Annotated in this window: 14 protein-coding genes and 1 pseudogene; 3 read left to right on the top strand and 12 right to left on the bottom strand. The window is 63.1% G+C overall.

Annotation, left to right across the window (positions count from 1 at the left end):
• Positions 1–221: 221 nt before the first annotated feature.
• The 12 genes from E1K68_RS17875 to E1K68_RS17820 form a co-directional block, all read right to left on the bottom strand.
• The gene (locus E1K68_RS17875) at positions 222–1625 is read right to left on the bottom strand and encodes an amidase (RefSeq protein ID WP_212614490.1); all 1404 of its coding nucleotides are present in this window, start codon (positions 1623–1625) and stop codon (positions 222–224) included.
• Positions 1622–2890, bottom strand: a complete 1269-nt coding sequence (locus E1K68_RS17870; RefSeq protein WP_034134274.1) for a Zn-dependent hydrolase — start codon at positions 2888–2890, stop codon at positions 1622–1624. The genes E1K68_RS17875 and E1K68_RS17870 overlap by 4 nt, the downstream gene beginning before the upstream one ends.
• Before the next feature lie 13 nt (positions 2891–2903).
• A complete protein-coding gene (locus E1K68_RS17865; protein WP_003192343.1) occupies positions 2904–3599 on the bottom strand; it encodes an ABC transporter ATP-binding protein in 696 nt (231 codons plus the stop codon).
• The gene (locus E1K68_RS17860; protein WP_003192341.1) at positions 3599–4348 is read right to left on the bottom strand and encodes an ABC transporter ATP-binding protein; all 750 of its coding nucleotides are present in this window, start codon (positions 4346–4348) and stop codon (positions 3599–3601) included. Before E1K68_RS17860 ends, E1K68_RS17865 begins: the two co-directional genes overlap by 1 nt.
• On the bottom strand, positions 4345–5355 hold the full coding sequence (locus E1K68_RS17855; protein WP_057711219.1) for a branched-chain amino acid ABC transporter permease: 1011 nt from the start codon (positions 5353–5355) through the stop codon (positions 4345–4347). The genes E1K68_RS17860 and E1K68_RS17855 overlap by 4 nt, the downstream gene beginning before the upstream one ends.
• 1 nt (position 5356) lies before the next feature.
• The gene (locus E1K68_RS17850) at positions 5357–6217 is read right to left on the bottom strand and encodes a branched-chain amino acid ABC transporter permease (RefSeq protein WP_044274690.1); all 861 of its coding nucleotides are present in this window, start codon (positions 6215–6217) and stop codon (positions 5357–5359) included.
• Positions 6218–6274: 57 nt separating this feature from the next.
• Positions 6275–7477 carry an ABC transporter substrate-binding protein gene (locus E1K68_RS17845; protein ID WP_003192336.1) on the bottom strand — a complete coding sequence of 401 codons (1203 nt, stop codon included), beginning with the start codon at positions 7475–7477 and terminating at the stop codon, positions 6275–6277.
• Between the two features lie 207 nt (positions 7478–7684).
• Positions 7685–8452 carry an FCD domain-containing protein gene (locus E1K68_RS17840; RefSeq protein WP_003192333.1) on the bottom strand — a complete coding sequence of 256 codons (768 nt, stop codon included), beginning with the start codon at positions 8450–8452 and terminating at the stop codon, positions 7685–7687.
• Between the two features lie 108 nt (positions 8453–8560).
• Positions 8561–9316: a hypothetical protein gene (locus E1K68_RS17835; RefSeq protein ID WP_003192332.1), complete on the bottom strand. Its 756-nt coding sequence runs from the start codon at positions 9314–9316 to the stop codon at positions 8561–8563.
• 107 nt (positions 9317–9423) lie between these two features.
• A complete protein-coding gene (locus E1K68_RS17830) occupies positions 9424–10836 on the bottom strand; it encodes an efflux transporter outer membrane subunit (protein WP_003192331.1) in 1413 nt (470 codons plus the stop codon).
• Positions 10829–12811, bottom strand: coding sequence for a MacB family efflux pump subunit (locus E1K68_RS17825; RefSeq protein WP_212614489.1), 1983 nt, complete (start codon positions 12809–12811; stop codon positions 10829–10831). The genes E1K68_RS17830 and E1K68_RS17825 overlap by 8 nt, the downstream gene beginning before the upstream one ends.
• Positions 12801–13970, bottom strand: coding sequence for an efflux RND transporter periplasmic adaptor subunit (locus E1K68_RS17820; protein WP_034134278.1), 1170 nt, complete (start codon positions 13968–13970; stop codon positions 12801–12803). Before E1K68_RS17820 ends, E1K68_RS17825 begins: the two co-directional genes overlap by 11 nt.
• Before the next feature lie 326 nt (positions 13971–14296).
• Here E1K68_RS17820 and E1K68_RS17815 point away from each other — a divergent pair, with 326 nt between their 5' ends.
• The 3 genes and pseudogenes from E1K68_RS17815 to E1K68_RS27890 form a co-directional block, all read left to right on the top strand.
• Positions 14297–14779 (top strand): sigma-70 family RNA polymerase sigma factor, encoded by a 483-nt coding sequence (locus E1K68_RS17815; RefSeq protein WP_034134279.1) that lies wholly within the window; start codon positions 14297–14299, stop codon positions 14777–14779.
• Positions 14780–14898: 119 nt separating this feature from the next.
• The gene (locus E1K68_RS17810; protein WP_120248866.1) at positions 14899–16236 is read left to right on the top strand and encodes a SidA/IucD/PvdA family monooxygenase; all 1338 of its coding nucleotides are present in this window, start codon (positions 14899–14901) and stop codon (positions 16234–16236) included.
• A 22-nt stretch (positions 16237–16258) separates the two neighbouring features.
• A pseudogene (locus E1K68_RS27890) lies at positions 16259–16345 on the top strand (outer membrane lipoprotein carrier protein LolA); the annotation flags it as partial.
• Between the last annotated feature and the right edge of the window lie 57 nt (positions 16346–16402).

Below are 16402 nucleotides of genomic sequence, written 5' to 3'. Positions count from 1 at the left end.
CCCCCCAAATCCCTGTCGAATTCCGGCCAGCGTGGTTTAACGGGGCGCCTGAGATCAAGATCAAAAGCAGATCAAGAGCGGCTCGCTTCGCATCGTGGTTACCGTTGGCTGCTACAACCTACAAAATTGTGTAGAAGCTGCGACGGCGGTGTGTCAGAGGTCAATGTGCTGATTGAACCAGCGCTATCGCAGGCAAGCCAGCTCCCACAGTTGTAGGTATTTCAGGTCGGGATTTTCGGTGTGTGCAAGTGCGCTGTGGGGAATGCCTGTGCATACGCGTGACACACCCTAAGTACCTGTTCATCGGCAAACCGCGCGCCCACCACATGCAAGCCCACTGGCAAGCCATTTGCCGCCAACCCGCAGGGCACTGACGCCGCCGGTTGCTGGGTGAGGTTGAACGGGTAGGTGAACGGCGTCCATTCCATCCACTCAGTCATTCCCGAACCCGGCGGTACGTTGTGCCCGGCTTCGAACGCGGTGATCGGCATCATCGGTGACACCAGCACATCGTAATGCTCATGGAAAGCCGCCATCTGTGCGACCAGCGCCGCCCGGGCTTCCAGGGCTGCGTTGAAATCATCCAGGCTCAAGCGCTCGCCCCGTTGTGCAATGCGTAGCAGCCCTGGGTCCAGAAGTTGCCTTTGCGCCTCGCTCATCGTGCCGGTCAGGCGTGCTGCGCCGGCAGCCCATAGGGTGCTGAACACCTCCAGCGGGTCGCTGAAACCGGGGTCGATCTGCTCGACATGGGCGCCCAGTTGCACTAGGCCCTCCACAGCCTGGGCAACTACGCTGGCGACCTGCCGGTCGACTTTCACATAGCCGAACGTGGGGCTATAGGCGATACGCAACCCCTTCAAGTCCGCTCCTGGAGCGAGCCAGGGCGTGGTCCTTGGCGCGCCGATCAAGCCATCTCGCGCATCCGGCTGCGCCACGGCTTGCAGCATCAGCACGCTGTCTTCCACGGTGCGCGTCATCGGCCCCAGGTGCGACAGGATTGTCATGGAACTGGCCGGCCATTGCGGCACATAGCCGAAGGTTGGCTTGATCCCGAAGGTGCCGGTAAACGCACAGGGAATGCGGATCGAGCCACCGGCGTCGCTGCCCTGGTGCAGCACGCCCAGGTTCAACGCCGCTGCCGCACCGGCGCCTCCGGAGGAACCACCGGCGGTAGTGCGCGTGTCCCACGGGTTGCGGGTGATGCCGTACAACGGGTTGTCGGTCACGCCTTTCCAGCCGAATTCCGGCGTAGTGGTCTTGCCCAGCAGCACAGCGCCGGCCTTGCGCATGAAGGCCGAGAAGGGCGCGTCGACGTCCCATGGGCCCTCGGCACTGGAGGTGCGCGAGCCTTTGCGCGTGGGCATGCCGACCGTCAAGGTGAGGTCTTTGATCGACGCCGGCACGCCATCCAGTGCGCCGCAAGGTTCGCCTTTGAGCCAGCGCTGTTCCGACGCTTGCGCCGCGTCCAGTGCGCCTTGCGGGTCGACATGGCAGTAGGCATTCACCACCGGGTTGTAGCGCTCGATGCGCAGCAGCGCATCTTCAGTAACCTCCACGGGGGATAAGCTTTTGTCGCGAAAATGCTGCAACAGTTGCACCGCTGTCAGTTGGCCAATCTCACTCATGCCAGATCCCCCTGGGCCGCGTTCACCATGGCGCGCAGCAACACCGCGCAACCCGCCGCCAGGTCATCCGGCGCGGCGTTTTCGATTTCGTTATGGCTGATGCCGCCTTCGCACGGCACAAAGATCATCCCAGCCGGGCCCAGTTCGGCGACGAAGATCGCGTCATGCCCGGCGCCGCTGACGATGTCCATATGGCTCAAGCCCAATGCCTTGGCACCTTCACGCACGGCATTGACGCAGGCCGGGTGGAAGTCCAGCGGCGGGAAGTCGGCGGTGGGCGTCAGTTCAAACGTCAAGCCGTGGCGGGCAGTGGAGTCCTCGATCACGCTACGCACTTCGTCGACCATGGCTTGCAGCTTGTCGGCGTGCAGGTGACGCAGGTCGATGGTCATGTTTACTTGGCCGGGGATCACGTTGCGTGAGCCAGGGTGCAGGTTCAGGCAGCCGACGGTACCGCAGGCGTGAGGCTGATGCTGATGGGCGATACGGTTGACCGCGCTGACCACCTCGGCAGCGCCCACCAGGGCATCCTTGCGCAGGTGCATGGGCGTAGGGCCCGCATGCGCCTCCACGCCAGTGAGGGTCAGGTCGAACCATTTCTGGCCCAGGCAGCCCATCACCACGCCCAGGGTAATGGCCTGGTCCTCCAGCACCGGGCCTTGCTCGATATGCGCTTCGAAATACGCCCCCACCGGGTGGCCCAGCGCCGCACGCGAACCTGCATAGCCGATGCGCTGCAATTCGGCGCCCACCGACAGGCCCTGGTCGTCGCGCTTGTCGAGGGTCTCCTGCAAGTCGAACTTCCCGGCAAATACCCCGGAGCCCATCATGCACGGCGGGAAGCGTGAGCCTTCTTCGTTGGTCCATACCACCACTTCGAGGGGCGCCTGGGTTTCGATCTGCAAGTCATTGAGCGTGCGGATCACTTCCAGCCCGGCCATTACCCCGTAGCAACCGTCGAACTTGCCGCCGGTGGGCTGGGTGTCGATATGGCTGCCGGTCATCACCGGGGGCAGGGCGGGGTTGCGGCCAGGGCGCCGGGCGAAAATATTGCCGATGGCATCCACACTGACGCTGCACCCGGCGGCTTCGCACCACTGCACAAACAGGTCGCGGGCCTGGCGGTCCAGGTCGGTGAGGGCTAGGCGACACACGCCGCCCTTGGCCGTGGCGCCGAGCCGGGCCAGGTCCATCAGCGACTGCCACAAGCGGTCGCGGTTGATCAGCGGGGCATTGCTCTGGAGCGGTTGCGCAAGACTGTTCATCAGGAATCTCCACTCAGGCACTCAAGGCCAGGTATCGGTTTTTGATCGTCGGGTCGGCGCGGAAGTCAGCGGCGCTGCCTTCGTACACCACGCGGCCCTGTTCGAGCACGTAATGGCGGTCGGCGAGCTTGTCGCAGACCATCAGGTTCTGTTCCACCAGCAACACCGGCAGGCCCTCGTCCTTGACCTTGCGCAGGATCTTCACCAGCTCGTCAACGATCACAGGGGCCAGGCCTTCAGTGGGTTCGTCGAGGATCAGCAGCTTGGGATCGTTCAGCAGGGCGCGGGCGATGGCGAGCATCTGCTGTTCGCCGCCGGACAACGCGTGGCCGGCGTTTTTGCGCCGCTCCTTGAGGCGCGGGAACATGGCGTATACGTCTTCCAGTTGCCAGCGGCTGTGCTTGCGGGCGGCGATGCGCAGGTTTTCTTCCACCGTCAGCAGGCGGAAAATTCCGCGGTTTTCCGGTACCAGCGCCAGGCCTTGGCGCGCAATTTCAAAGATCTTTTGCCCGACCAGCGCCTGGCCGTTGAAGTGGATCTGGCCCTGGCGCGGGCAGATGATGCCGAGGATGCTGCGCAGGGTGGTGGTCTTGCCGGCACCGTTACGGCCGAGCAGGGTCACCAGTTCGCCGGGGTTGACGCTCAGCGACACACCCTCCAGCACATGGCTTTTGTCGTAGTAGGAATGGATATTCTCGACGATCAGCATCAGGCAGCCTCCCCAAGATAGGCAGTGCGCACACGTTCATCGGCGCGCACGAATTCCGGCGTGCCTTCCACCAGAATCTGCCCATGGCTCATCACCGTGATGCGCTGGCTGATGGACATGACGATGCTCATGTTGTGTTCGATCAGCAGCACCGTATGGTCGCGGCCAAGGTCGCTGATCAGTTGGGTCATGATCGGGATATCGTCGATGCCCATGCCCGAGGTGGGCTCGTCGAGCATCAACAGTTTGGGTTTGGAGCAGATCGACATGCCCACCTCCAGCACCCGTTGTTGGCCGTGGGACAACTCACCGGCCAGGGTGTCGGCGCGTGCCGTGAGTTGCAGGCGTTCCAGCACCTGGTCGGCCATCTCCAGGTGTTCGCGCTGGCTGTCGACCCGACGCCAGAAATTCAAGGCTCGCACGCCGTCGCGGCCTTGGGCGGCCAGTCGCAGGTTCTCGCGCACGCTGAGGTTCTGGAACAGGCTGGTGAGTTGGAACGAGCGCGCCATGCCCAGGCCGACGCGGCCGTGGGCGGGCTTGCGCATCAGGTTCTTGCCGTCGAAATGGATCGCCCCGGCGGTGGCCTGGCGCTCACCCGTGAGGCAATGGAACAGGCTGGTCTTGCCGGCGCCGTTGGGGCCTATGATGGTGTGGATGGTGCCGGCTTCAACCTTGAGGTTGACGCCATTGACCGCATGGAACGCGCCGTAGGCCAGCTCCAGGTTTTGGGTTTCCAGCAAGATACTCATAGCCCGTCCTCCTTGGCGACGACCACGGGTTTGCGCGTGCCGCGCACCTTCTCGAACAGCGACGCGAGGCCGCCCCACAACCCGCCGCGCATGAAGATCACCACCAGGATCAGGATCACCCCCAGCAGCATCAGCCAGCGCGGCCACAGGTCGGAGAGGAAATCCCCCAGCAGCACGATGGAGCCGGCGCCCAGCAGTGAGCCGAACAGCGAGCCGGTGCCGCCGACGATGGTCATGATCAGGATGTTCTCGGACATCGCCAGGTCGATATTCGACAGCGGCACAAAGTGCAGCAGCATGGCGTACAGCGCCCCGGCAATCCCGGTGACCGCGCCGGACAGCACGAACACCAGGATCTTGAAGTGGCGCGTGTCGTAGCCGATGGCCGAGGCGCGGGTTTCATTTTCGCGAATCGCCATCAGCGTGCTGCCAAACGGTGAGGCGATCACCCGACGTGCGCCGACGAAGATCAGCAAGAACAGCACCGCGACAAAACCGTAGAACGCGCGGGCATCGGCCAGGGACAGCAGCACGGTGTCACCCACCCGGATTTCCGGGCGCGGCACGCTGAGGAGGCCGTTGTCGCCACCGGTCCAGTCGCTCAGGGTGTAGGCAACAAAGTAAGCCATCTGGCTGAACGCCAACGTGAGCATCACGAAATAAATGCCGGTGCGTCGAATCGCCAGGGCACCCACCAGCAAAGCCAGCACGCCGCCGGCCAGCGCCGCGCCCAGCAACGCGGTGAATAGGCCCAGTTGCAGGTGGATCATCAACAGCGCCGCGCAATAAGCGCCGGCGCCAAAGAAGATGCCTTGGCCGAAGGACAGCAGCCCGGTGTAGCCCAGCAGCAGGTTGCAGGCCAGGGCGGCCATGGCAAAGATCAGGATCTCGGTGGCCAGGGTCGCCGAGGGCAATACCAACGGCAGGCCGATCAGCACGGCCAGCACCCACAGCAACATGGCTCTGGATTGGGTCTTGGCGAACGGCAGGGGGTTTTTCTCGCTCATGTCAGGCTCTCCCGAACAGGCCGTAAGGGCGCACCAGAATCACCACGGCCATGGCGCCGTAGATCATCAGGCTCGCACCCTGGGGCCAGAGTGTGGTCATCAGGCTTTGCACCACGCCCACCAGCAAACCGCCGACCAGCGCACCGCTGAACGAGCCCATGCCGCCGATCACCACCACCACGAAGGCGATGCCCAAAATCTCCGGGCCGACGAAGGGCTGGGCGCCGCGCAAGGGTGCGAACAAAACCCCGGCGACACCGGCCAGGGCGACGCCGAGGGCGAAGGTCATGGAGAACAGGCGGAAAATATTGGTGCCCAGCAGCGACACGGTTTCAGTGCTTTCACTGCCGGCGCGCACCAGGGCACCGAAGCGCGTGCGTTCCAGCAGCAGCCACAGGCCCAGGCCCACCAGCGCGGAAAACACGATGAGGAACAGGCGGTAGTAGGGGTAGACAAAATCTCCTACCACCAGCACGCCACGCAGTAGTTCCGGTACGGCGACGCTTTTGCCCACCGGCCCCCAGATCATCACACTGGCTTCCTGGATGATCAGGGCGATCCCTAAGGTCACCAGAATCTGGAACATGTGCGGCAAGTGGTAGATGCGCTGGATCAGCAAGCGCTCGATCACCCAGGCCAGCGCGGCCACCACCAGCGGCGCGATCAGCAGCGCCAGCCAGAAGTTGCCGGTAAGGCTCACGGCGGTGTAGCAGATGTAGGCGCCGAGCAGGAAGAACGCGCCGTGGGCGAAGTTGACGAAGTTGAGCAAGCCGAAAATGATCGTCAGCCCCACCGCGATCAGGAAGTAGATCATCCCCAACCCGAGGCCGTTGAGAATCTGGAACAGGTACAGATTAAGCATGCAGGCACCCTCCGCAGACGGCCGCTTGCACGGCCCTGCGCGACAAAAGTTAAGCGGTCAGCCGAGTGTGCAGCCCGTCGCCTCGACTGCGGGGAACGACTGGCCAGCGCTGAGCACTTTGGCCAGGTCGTCCTTGTCGGCCATGTCGCCGCTGGCCTTGCCGATCAACAGGTAATAATCCTTGATCACCTGGTGGTCGCCGGCGCGGATCGACTCCTTGCCGGTCGGGCCTTCGTAGCTCAAGCCCTGCATGGCCTTGGCCACGGTCGGGCCGTCGAAGCTGCCGGTGGCAATGATGGTGTCGAGCATGACTTTGGTGCTGATGTAGTCGGCGGCCAGCGGGTAGGTAGGGTTGATGCCGTAGGTGGCCTGGGTGAGCTTGACCAGTTCACGGTTGAGCGGGGTGTCGACCTGATGCCAGTACTGCGCGCCCAGGTACACGCCTTCGAGCACATCGCTGCCCAGTTCCTGGAATTGATCCAGGCCGGCAGACCACACCAGCAAGACCTTCATGCGTTCCTTGATGCCGAAGTTCACCGCCTGGCGCAGGGTGTTGGACGATTGGCTGCCGAAGTTGAGCAGCACCAGCACATCGGGCTTGGTGGAAATGGCGTTGGTCAGATAGCCGGAGAATTCCTGTTCTTGCAGCGAGTGATAGCTGTTGCCCACGTGTTCCAGGCCATGTTCCTTGAGCACGTTCTTGGCGCCTTCGAGCAAGGCTTCGCCGAACACGTATTGCGGGGTGATGGTGTACCAGCGCTTGGCGTCCGGCAGCAGCTTGATCAGCGGTACCATGGTTTCGCGGATCGCGCCGTAGGTGGGGACCGACCAGCGGAAGGTCGCCTTGTTGCAGTCCTTGCCTGTAACTTCATCGGCGCCCACCGGGGTCATGAACACGCCGCCGACCTTGTCCACTTCCTTGGCCACTGCCAGGGCGGAAGACGATAGCGTGCAGCCCTGGAAGAACCGCGCGCCGTCCTGCTGTATGGCCTCCTGCACCTTGCGCACCGCCTTGCCGGCGTTGCCTTCGGTGTCGATGACCTTGTAGTTCAGCGGGCGGCCGAGCAATTGGGGGTGTTGTTGCACCGCCAGGCGCGAACCCATGTCGGCAAATTTGCCATAGCTGGCAAAGGCGCCAGACATGGACTTGAGGCCGTAAAAGGTAAAAGGCTCGGCGGCGAATGCCGAACGCACGCTCAGCGGAAGGCTGAGGGCGGCGGCGGCGGTGAGGCTGGCTTTCAATAACGTACGACGCTGCATGGGGTGACTCCCTGGTTTAGTTATTGGCAGGAGCGGCAAGGGCGATACGGTGGAGCAAGGGCCTGTGGGCAGGCTTGTTATTAGATGTGGGAGCTGGCTTGCCTGCGATGCAGGCGCCTCGGTATTACAGGGAAGGCCGAGTCGATGCCATCGCAGGCAAGCCAGCTCCCACATTGATCGGGTTCCCACATTGGATGTTCGGTGTGTTTAAGAGTGGTCGAACTCCAGTAGGAAGTGCGGGCTTACCTGGCCTTCCAGCGCGGTCATATGGTGTTCGGCATCGCACATGTGTTCATGCATCAAGCTGCGTACCGCGCTTTCATCCCCAGCGCGAAAGGCGATCAGCAGTTGCTTGTGATAGTCGAGGTTGGCCGCGTCGAACTGCTTGCGCTTGGGCTTGTAGGCCTTTTTCAGCACCACCAGATCGCGCAGCAAGTCATTGAGAAACTGCGCCATGAAACTCAGCAGCGGGTTGGGGCACGCCCGGGCCAGCAGGTTGTGGAACTCCAGTTCCGCCAGGCGCTGTTCGCGCTGGCCGGCTTCGCTGTCTTCGGGGGCGCTGCAAAACTCCACGTTGGCTTGCAGGGCGATGTAATCGTCTTCGCTCAAACGCCCCAGCACCGACACTGCCAGTTCCACTTCGATGACCTTGCGCAGTTGGTAGACCTGCTCGCCGTCCAGGTGCTGGAAGTGCAGGTAATTGCGCAAGGCGCGGCTGGCCGGTTCAGTGCCGGCCTGATTCAAGTAGGCCCCGCCGCTGGGGCCGGTGCGTGTGCTCACCAGGCCTTCGACCTCCAGCGCCTTGAGCGCTTCGCGCGCCGAGCCCTTGGAACACTGGAAACTTTCCATCAGCTCGCGTTCGGTGGGCAGGCGGTCGCCGGGCTTCAAGGCGTCGGTGACGATCGAGCGCTTGACCGACTCGACAATCACATCGGACAGCTTCTGGCGTTTGCGGCGTAGCGGTCGACTCAGCATGGCGGTGATTTATCGTATTAATGCGGATAAATAGTACTTAATAACGATTGGGCAGGGGCGTCAACGCAAGGGGTCGTTTTCGGTGAATAGGGGTCGTAAATGCGCAGGTTATTCCCAGGCGCCCAAATCCAGGCAGCGTGCGGACGCCGGCGGCTGTTTACCGTAAGCGAGGAAATCCCCCAGCCAACGGCTCACGCAGCCGTCGGCGCCTGCGTGTGCCGACTCCTTGAGCAAGAGTTGCTCGACACCGGTGGCGAGTGGTTCGCCAGGTTCGGTATTGATCAGCACCATGCGCCCGACGCGCTCGGGAAACAGCGTGCCATAGCGGCTGCCCAGGCGAGTGGCCGCGGCATTGCCCAGGTAGTTGAGACGTGCCTCGCCCAGTTGCCCGCGCACGAACTCCATATCCTGCGCGGCCTGTTCCACGCCATTGCCTTGGCGCAGGTCGCGGGTGCTCAGCTCGATCACGTCATAACGGTCGACCAGGGTGCGATAGGCCTGGGTGGCAAGCGACTCCCAGCGACTGGCCAGGTGAAGGACGAAAGGTGCGCCTTTGGCCTGTTGGGGGTCGCCTGCCTGGATGAACACCACACCCTCACGGTTGAGCGGCTGCCGTGCGCCTACCCGTGTCACGCTCAGGCGTATGCGGCCGCGCTGGGGGGCGGCATGGTCGCGGGGCACGCTGACCAGGCCGCATTGGGTGCGGCCAACCACTTCGGGGTCCAGGCGCGCTGTTGCAGTGAGTGGGCAGTCCAGCAACCAGTCGATCGCGGTGGGGGCGATCAAGGGCTCGGCCAACGCCAGGTTTGGTATCAGCCAGAAGCCGATGCAGGCCAGGCCGTTTACAAAAGCGCTGGGTTTCATCATGAGGTCCCGGGCATCCGTGTGATAACGGCTTTTTTACCAAGGACCTTGGGGTGGAAAATGTAAGGTGAAGAAACAGCTGGTGTATGAAATATGAGTTTCGTTTATCAGATATCGGTGTTCCAGCCACCGCCTAGCGCTTTGTACAGGGCGATGCTGGCCTGCAGGCGCGACAAACGCAGCAGTACGTTCTGGTCCTGGGCGTCGTACAGGGTGCGCTGGGTTTCCAGTACCGTGAGCAGGTCTTCGGCGCCGGCCTCATAGCGGCTTTGGGCAATCTGGAAGGCGGTCTGCGCCTGGTGCAGTTCCTCGGTTTGCCACTGGCGTTGCTGGTCCAGGCGGGTGATGCTGCTGAGGGCTTTTTCCACATCGGCAAAGCCGTTGATGATCGCCCCGCGGTAGGTTTGCAGCAGTTCATCCTGGCGTGCCCGAGCCTTGTCGCGCTCGGCGCTCAGCCGGCCATTGTTGAAGATCGGCGCCATCAGGCCCGAGGTCAGTGTGTAGAAAGGGCTGCGCAGGATCTCTTCGGCCTTGGACGCGCCCGAGCCGAGCGTTGCGCCCAACGTCACCGTCGGCAGCATGGCCGCACGGGCCACCGTGACGTCGGCACTGGCCGCCGCCAATTGGGCCTCGGCCTGGGCGAGATCGGGGCGCCGGCTCAATAACTGGCTGGGCACGCCGGGCCCGATACTCGGCCAGCTCAGTGCATGGAAGGGTTCTGTGCCCAGGTCCAGGGCCTGCACGGGCTGGCCGAGCAAGGCGGCGAGGGTGATCTGCGATTCTTCGGCCGATTGCTCGATCAGCGGCAGTTGCCGTTGCTGACCGGCCACCAGGCTTTTCTGTTGTGCCAGTTCCAGGGCCGTGGCGGAACCGGCATCAAAGCGGGTCTGCACCAGGTTCAGCACATTGCGCGCATTCGCCAGGTTGAGCTCGGCAATCTGCAAACGCTGGCGTGCGGCCAGGGTTTGCGCGTAGCGGTCGGCGACGTTGCTGAGCAGGGTCAGCTCCACGTTGGCCTGATCGAACTCACTGGCCTGCAGGCTGTGCACGGCGCTGTCGCGCGCAGCGGCGCGGCCACCCCAGAAGTCGATTTCGTAGCTGGCCGTGAGGTTGGCGTCATAGTTGGTGACGGTCCTGTTGCTCTCGGTGGCGTCCAGCTCCGAGTTGCCGCTGCCGCGCAACAGCCGTTGACGGCTGGCGCCGAGGTTGAACTTCAGCTCCGGCAACAACGGTGCACCGGCGATCACCGCCGTGGCCTGGGCCTGGCGGACACGCGCCATGGCCGCCGCTACGTCGAAGCTGTCACGGCGGGCCTGGTCGATCAGGCGGTTCAACGCCGGGCTGCCAAACTGCGTCCACCAGTGTTGGTTGGTGGCTTGGTTTACCTCGTGCTCGGCATAGTGCCAAGCGGCGGGCGCAGCGATGCCGCTGTCGATGGCGGGCGGGTTAGCGCCACAGGCCGTGAGCAACAGGCACACACTGAGCGCTGACAGTTGTGGAGTGAGAGATCGTTTATTCACTGGTCAACGCCTTAACCGGATCGAGCCGGGCAGCTTTACGGGCCGGCATAAAGCCGAATACGACACCGGTAACCAGTGCACAGCCGAACGCACCGAGCACCGCCACCAGGGAAAACTGCACCGCCACTTCAGCCAGTACCAGCACGCCGCCCACCAGCAAGGCCAGGGCAATACCGAACAGGCCACCGACCACCGAGAGCATCACCGCTTCGGTGAGGAACTGGCGCAGGATGTCGCGCTGGCGTGCCCCGGTGGCCATGCGGATGCCGATTTCACGGGTGCGTTCGCGCACGGTCATCAACATGATATTCATCACGCCGATGCCGCCCACCAACAGCGAAATCGCCGCAATCGAGCCGAGCATCAGCGACAGGGTGTTCTGGGTACGCGCTTCGGCCTGGATCATCGCGGCATTGTTGGTCAACTCGTAGTCGCGCTTGCCGTTGTGCAACTTCAGCATCAGTTGGTCGATGGCGCGTTCGGCTTCATGCACCTTGCGCGCATCGGTGGTGGCAATCGCCACGTATTCGGGGTTGTAGCTGCCGAACAGGCGGACACTGGCGGCGCTGTAAGGAATGGCGACACGGTCGTCACTGTCCTTGTTGCCGGAGCTGGAGCCTTTTTCCGCGAGCACGCCGACCACCTGGAAGGGCACGTTCTCGATCAGGATGTACTGGCCGATGGGGTTGGCCACGTCCTTGAACAACTTTTGGCGGATGCGCGCGCCGATCACGGCGACCGTGGCGGCGGCGCGTTCGTCGGCCTCGGTGAAATAGCTACCCTCGACCACCGGCCAGTTGAAAATCTCCGGGAAGTTGGTGTCGTTGCCCCCCACATAGGCCATGTAGTCGACATTGCCGAAGCGCACGCCCGCGTCGGTGCCGTTGACCGGCATGATGCGCTTGACCTGCGGCAGCGTCGCCAGGGCGGCGACGTCGTTGAGGGACACAATACCCAGCGGCGTACGCGGGTTGGGTGAAGAACCGCTGAGGTAGATGATATTGGAGCCGAACGCGCCCATTTGCGCCATGACCTGGCGCTTGCTGCCTTCGCCCACCGCCAGCATCACCACCACCGACGCGACGCCGATGATAATGCCCAGCAGCGTCAGCGCCGTGCGAAAACGGTTGATCCACATCACCCGCCAGGCGGCTTGCACCGCATCCAGTAATTCAGCTTTCCAGGCACCATTGTGCTCGGCGCCGTCGGCCAGGCGATGGCGCAGGTCCACGGCGTGCAAGGCGCCGGCCGCCACGCTGGGTGTGTCTGCGCGGGTGTCAGCCGTATCGCTGATGATCTGGCCGTCGCGAATCTCGATGATGCGGTTGGCCCGCGCCGCCACTTCACGGTCGTGGGTAATCAGGATGACCACATGGCCCTGGCTCGCCAGTTCGTCGAGCAAGGCCATGACCTCCGCGCCGCTGTGGCTGTCGAGGGCGCCGGTGGGTTCATCGGCGAGGATGATATGGCCGCCGTTCATCAGGGCGCGGGCGATGGACACCCGTTGCTGTTGCCCACCGGACAACTGGTGCGGCCGATTGCCGGTGCGTTCGGCCAGGCCCAGGCGGGTGAGCAGGGCGCGTGCGCGGGCATGACGCTCGGTGGCGCTGATACCGGCATAGATCGCCGGCATCTCGACGTTTTCCTGGGCAGAGCCTGAGGGAATCAAATGGTAGCCCTGGAACACAAAACCGAAGGCTTCGCGGCGCAGCCAGGCCAGTTCGTCGCTGCCCAGGTGGGCGACGTTTTCCCCGGCGAACAGGTAGTCGCCCTCGGTGGGGCGGTCGAGGCAGCCGAGGATGTTCATCAGCGTCGATTTACCCGAGCCCGACGCGCCGACAATGGCGACGAACTCGCCGGCATGGATCGACAGGTCAATGCCACGCAACACATCGACCTGCGGGCTGTCGCCGCCGCCGTAGGATTTGCGAATGCCTTTGAGTTCAATCAGCGGCGTGGTCAATTCAGCCCCCATGGCTGTCAGCCGGGCCGATCAACAGGTGGTCGCCCTCGTTCAGCCCGCCGAGTACTTCGACGCGCAGGCGGTCGCTGATGCCCAGGCGCACTTCGCGGTCTTCGATGGCACCGTTTTTGGCCACCACCCGGGCGATTTGCGCTGCGGAGCCAGGCACGCCTTGCAAGGCTGCGACCGGTACGGTGAGGGCATCTTTAACCTGGCTTGCGACGAAAAAGACCTGGGTGGTCATCTCGGCCATCAGCGCGTTGTCGGCGTTGTCTACGTCGAGCAGCACCGTGTACAGCACCACTCGGCCAGTGCCGCTCTTGCTGGTACTGCTCGGGCTGCCGTTGCTCTGGGTTTCGTTCAAGGGCTTGGGCGGGATCGGCAGGATCTGGCGCACGGTGCTGGTCCAGCGCCGGCTGCCACCGCTCAGGGTGGTGAAATACGCGCTCATGCCGGGTTTGACATGGCCGATGTCGGCTTCGGAAACTTCCGCCCACACGGTCATGGGCGACAGCTTGGCGATGCGCAGGATCAGCGGGGTTTGCTGTTGCGCGTTGAGGGTCTGGCCGACGCGCGCGTCCACGGCCACCACGGTGCCGGTCATCGGCGCGTAGATGCGCGTGTAGCCCAACTCGGCTTCGTCGCTGCGCAGGCTGGCCTGGGCCTGGCGGATCTGTGCCTGGAACATCTCGACCCGTGCCTGGGTCGCGTTGAGTTCAGCCTTGGCGGTCTGCACGTCTTCTTCGCGGGTAGCGTTGCCGGCACTCAGGCGCTGCTGGCGCTGGTACTTCTGACGGGCCAGTTGATGCTGGGCTTTCTGCTCCTGCAACTGGGCCTGCAGGTTTTCGATGGCATAGCGGCTGGCGTCGAGCTTGGCTTTTTGCGTGGCGGGGTCGATCTCCACCAGCAACTGGCCCTCTTGGACCTGGTCGCCGGCCTCGACGTGGATCTTGCGGATCTGCCCGGAGGCCTGGGCGCCGACGTCTACGTAACGTCGCGGTTGCAGGGTGCCCAGGGCGGTGACGCTGTTTTCGATGTCGGCGCGGGTCACGGTGACGGTGGCCAGGGCGTCGCGGCCCGGCGTCAGGCCCTGCCAGGTGGCAAACGCAACGATGGGAATCAGGCACGCCACCACAAGCAGGGCGCGTCGGGCAGGTCGAGGGCGTTTCATCGGTAGCTTCCAGCCAGGAAAGTTCGGGGCGCAGTCGCGCAGAGCTGACAGGTAAACGAGGAAAATGCCCCGGAATTTAGGCTGTTACATAAGTAGTTACAGCTCGGTTGGAGAAAAAATTCGACCGCTGACGAGAGAGTTCTTTAAAAGTAGATGAGAATTACTATAAATTGCACACGCTCAAACTGCCATCATCGGTGATGGCAAAACCGCCATTGGTTGCGGGTGCATTCAGGTAAGCGGATGTGCTCTTGGGTTTTTCGCGAGCAAGCTCGCTCCTACAGGGGGGGGGCGTCGTTGGTATTAAGGCCGTGGGGTCAGGAGTCATGGTGGAAAACTACTATCGCGAGCTGGTGTGTTTCCTCAACGCCAAGCTGGGCAACCGTCAGGTGGCCGAAGATGTGGTGCATGACGCTTATGTGCGGGTGCTCGAACGCTCCAGCGACACCCCGATCGAACAACCGCGCGCCTTCCTGTACCGCACCGCCTTGAACTTGGTGATCGACGGCCATCGGCGCAATGCCGTGCGCCAGGCCGAGCCCCTGGAGGTGCTGGACAGCGAAGAGCGCTTCGCCGCCTGTTCCCCCCACGCCAGCCACGATCAGGGCCAGCGCCTGGAGATGCTCGAGCGCGCCTTGGCCGAGCTGCCGGCGGCCTGTCGCGACAGTTTCCTGTTGCGCAAACTCGAAGGCCTGTCCCACCTGCAAATCGCCGACCGCCTGGGCATTTCCCGCAGCCTGGTGGAAAAACACATCGTCAATGCGATGAAGCACTGCCGGGTGCGCATGCGCGAGTGGGAAGCGCACTGATCGGCTGTTAGTTAAATTTTATTTCACTGTCCTCGTTTCCTATCAACACACGGCCTGTTGTTCAGGCCATGAAGGTATTCCCGCCCCATCGCCAAGGGGCTTATCCAGAGGACACTGGAATGACACAGGCAATTGCTTCGCCCGCGGTTCATGACCTGATCGGGATCGGTTTCGGCCCTTCGAACCTGGCGCTGGCCATCGCCCTGCAGGAGCGTGAAAAGGCCCAGGGCAAGCTGGACGTGCTGTTTCTCGACAAACAAGCCGACTACCGCTGGCACGGCAATACCCTGGTCACCCAGAGCGAACTGCAGATTTCCTTCCTCAAGGACTTGGTGACCCTGCGCAACCCCACCAGCCCGTACTCCTTCGTCAACTACCTCAAGGCCCACGACCGCCTGGTGGACTTCATCAACCTGGGCACCTTCTACCCCTGCCGCATGGAGTACAACGACTACCTGCGCTGGGTGGCGGGGCAGTTCCAGGCCCAGGCCAACTACGGTGAAGAAGTGCTGGCCATTGAGCCGATCCTGCATCAGCAGCAGGTCGAGGCGTTGCGCGTGATCTCCCGCGATGCCCAGGGCGAGCAGCATGTGCGCACCACCCGTTCGGTGGTGGTCAGCGCCGGTGGCACGCCGCGCGTCCCCGACGCCTTCAAGGCGCTCAACGGCGACAGCCGGGTGTTCCACCATTCCCAGTACCTGGAGCGCATGGCCAACCAGCCGTGCGTAGACGGCAAGCCGATGCGCATCGCCGTGATCGGCGGTGGCCAGAGCGCGGCCGAAGCCTTTATCGACCTCAATGACAGCTTCCCGTCGGTGCAGGTCGACATGATCCTGCGCGGCTCGGCGCTCAAGCCAGCCGACGACAGCCCGTTCGTCAACGAAGTGTTCTCACCAGCTTTCACTGACCTGGTGTTCCAGCAAGTCGGTGCCGAGCGTGAGCGTTTGGTCGCCGAGTACCAGAACACCAACTACTCGGTGGTGGACCTGGACCTGATCGAGCGCATCTACGGGATTTTCTACCGCCAGAAAGTCTCCGGCATCGCCCGCCAGGCGTTCCGCACCCTGACCGTAGTGGAGAAAGCCACCCCAGGCCCGCTGGGTATCGAACTGGCCCTGCGCAATAGCGCCACCGGCGAAACCAGCCTCAACCATTACGACGCGGTAATCCTGGCCACCGGCTACGAGCGCCAGATGCACCGTGAACTGCTGGCGCCGCTGGAGGCCTACATGGGCGACTTCGAAGTGGCCCGCGACTACCGCATCGTCACCGACGAACGCTGCAAGGCCGGCATCTACATCCAGGGCTTCAGCCAGGCCAGCCATGGCTTGAGCGATACCTTGCTGTCGGTGCTGCCGATTCGGGCGGATGAGATTGCGGCATCGTTGTATGAGCACGATCGAAACCGCGACAAAGGACGTTCGGTGCAGGACTTGCTCCTGGCTACTGCCAGCTGACCGATCCCCTGTAGGAGCGAGCTTGCTCGCGAAGAACGTCAACGATAACGCGCCTCATCTGAATGAACGCGGCGCTCTTGCCTTCTTCGCGAGCAAGCTCGCTCCTACAGACGGCACTTGTGACAAGGTGTGGCTATTGGTACTGTACAAAAAACCAGTATCGGTA

The organism is Pseudomonas sp. B2021, assembly GCF_018135665.1.
Classification (GTDB): Bacteria; Pseudomonadota; Gammaproteobacteria; order Pseudomonadales; family Pseudomonadaceae; genus Aquipseudomonas; species Aquipseudomonas lactis.
Note: the sequence above shows the minus strand (reverse complement) of the source record. Positions and strands in the feature narration are given on the sequence as shown.

What these genes read in the sequence shown, in the direction of transcription:
- E1K68_RS17875 (WP_212614490.1), bottom strand. Translation starts at nt 1,625, where the DNA reads ATGAGTGAGATTGGCCAACTGACAGCGGTGCAACTGTTGCAGCATTTT.
- E1K68_RS17870 (WP_034134274.1), bottom strand. Translation starts at nt 2,890, where the DNA reads ATGAACAGTCTTGCGCAACCGCTCCAGAGCAATGCCCCGCTGATCAAC.
- E1K68_RS17865 (WP_003192343.1), bottom strand. Translation starts at nt 3,599, where the DNA reads ATGCTGATCGTCGAGAATATCCATTCCTACTACGACAAAAGCCATGTG.
- E1K68_RS17860 (WP_003192341.1), bottom strand. Translation starts at nt 4,348, where the DNA reads ATGAGTATCTTGCTGGAAACCCAAAACCTGGAGCTGGCCTACGGCGCG.
- E1K68_RS17855 (WP_057711219.1), bottom strand. Translation starts at nt 5,355, where the DNA reads ATGAGCGAGAAAAACCCCCTGCCGTTCGCCAAGACCCAATCCAGAGCC.
- E1K68_RS17850 (WP_044274690.1), bottom strand. Translation starts at nt 6,217, where the DNA reads ATGCTTAATCTGTACCTGTTCCAGATTCTCAACGGCCTCGGGTTGGGG.
- E1K68_RS17845 (WP_003192336.1), bottom strand. Translation starts at nt 7,477, where the DNA reads ATGCAGCGTCGTACGTTATTGAAAGCCAGCCTCACCGCCGCCGCCGCC.
- E1K68_RS17840 (WP_003192333.1), bottom strand. Translation starts at nt 8,452, where the DNA reads ATGCTGAGTCGACCGCTACGCCGCAAACGCCAGAAGCTGTCCGATGTG.
- E1K68_RS17835 (WP_003192332.1), bottom strand. Translation starts at nt 9,316, where the DNA reads ATGAAACCCAGCGCTTTTGTAAACGGCCTGGCCTGCATCGGCTTCTGG.
- E1K68_RS17825 (WP_212614489.1), bottom strand. Translation starts at nt 12,811, where the DNA reads ATGGGGGCTGAATTGACCACGCCGCTGATTGAACTCAAAGGCATTCGC.
- E1K68_RS17820 (WP_034134278.1), bottom strand. Translation starts at nt 13,970, where the DNA reads ATGAAACGCCCTCGACCTGCCCGACGCGCCCTGCTTGTGGTGGCGTGC.
- E1K68_RS17815 (WP_034134279.1), top strand. Translation starts at nt 14,297, where the DNA reads ATGGTGGAAAACTACTATCGCGAGCTGGTGTGTTTCCTCAACGCCAAG.
- E1K68_RS17810 (WP_120248866.1), top strand. Translation starts at nt 14,899, where the DNA reads ATGACACAGGCAATTGCTTCGCCCGCGGTTCATGACCTGATCGGGATC.